At 61.1% G+C, this 1,141-nt stretch carries 1 protein-coding gene and 1 pseudogene; both read left to right on the top strand.

The window, feature by feature from the left end:
* Positions 1–167, top strand: a pseudogene (locus AC1D0Z_RS22365) (putrescine ABC transporter permease PotH); the annotation flags it as partial.
* A 61-nt stretch (positions 168–228) separates the two neighbouring features.
* The gene (locus AC1D0Z_RS22370) at positions 229–1,059 is read left to right on the top strand and encodes an ABC transporter permease (protein ID WP_477660340.1); all 831 of its coding nucleotides are present in this window, start codon (positions 229–231) and stop codon (positions 1,057–1,059) included.
* Positions 1,060–1,141 lie beyond the last annotated feature (82 nt).

The following is a 1,141-nucleotide window of genomic DNA, read 5'->3' on the forward strand; positions in this document are numbered from 1 at the left end:
GCGCTGAGAACATCATGATCGGCCGCGTGGTGTGGGACGAGATGTTCAGCAGCAACAACTGGCCGCGCGCGTCCGCGCTGGCTGTCGTGATGATCCTCCTGATCCTGGTGCCGCTGGCGTTTTACTACCGCTCCAGCAGCGACCGCGATGCGCAAGGGCGGCATTGACATGAAAAACGTGTTGAGACCAATCCTCCGGGTCTTTGAGAACAATGTCGGCCGGATCTGGATGGGCCTGGTATACCTGTTCCTGTACATCCCGCTGATTTTCCTCATCGTCTTTTCTTTCAACAGTACCCGCCAGGACGGTGTTTTCACCGGCTTCTCCACGCGCTGGTACGAGGCGCTGCTGTCGGACTCCCGATTGGTGGAAGGTTTTTTCCTGTCGCTCAAGGTGGCACTGATCACCGGCACTCTGTCGGTGGTGCTCGGCAGTTTTGMTGCATTCGTGCTGGTACGTTATCTGCGCTTTACCGGACGCACCCTGTTTTACGGGCTGGTGAACGCCCCGCTGGTCATGCCCGAGGTCATCATCGGTCTGGCCTTGCTCCTCTTGATGGTCGCGGTGCAGCGCACCATCGGCTGGCCGGACCGGGGCTTCATCACCATCGTGACGGGGCACACGCTGCTGGGCATGGCCTACGCCACAGTAGTGATTCAGTCGCGCCTCAGTGAAATGGACCGCACCCTGGAGGAAGCCGCCATGGACCTGGGCTGCCGGCCGGTGCAGGTGTTCTTCCTCGTGACCCTGCCCAGCATTGCGCCGGCACTCGTGTCGGCCTGGCTGCTGACCTTCACGCTGTCGTTTGACGACGTGGTGATTTCCGAGTTTTTGTCGGGCCCGGGGGTGACGACTTTGCCGCAGGTGATCTTCAGCTATGCCAGGCGTGGGGTGAACCCGTCGATTTACGCGGCCGCCACGATCCTGATCACGGTAGTGTCGCTGGGCATCATTGCCTACAGCATCTCCGTGATGCGCCGGCAAAAACGGCTGGATCGGGAGATCAGTGCGGCGGCTCGACCGGAACAGGCGTTCCCGGACCCCGTCCGGGCAAAGTAGCCAGCACCACGCCCGTCAGGGCGATGGCAAAGGCGCCCATTTGCGTGGCATTGAGCTTTTCACCCAGAACCAGGACACCCAC

This window comes from Polaromonas sp. P1_E3 (assembly GCF_056405935.1).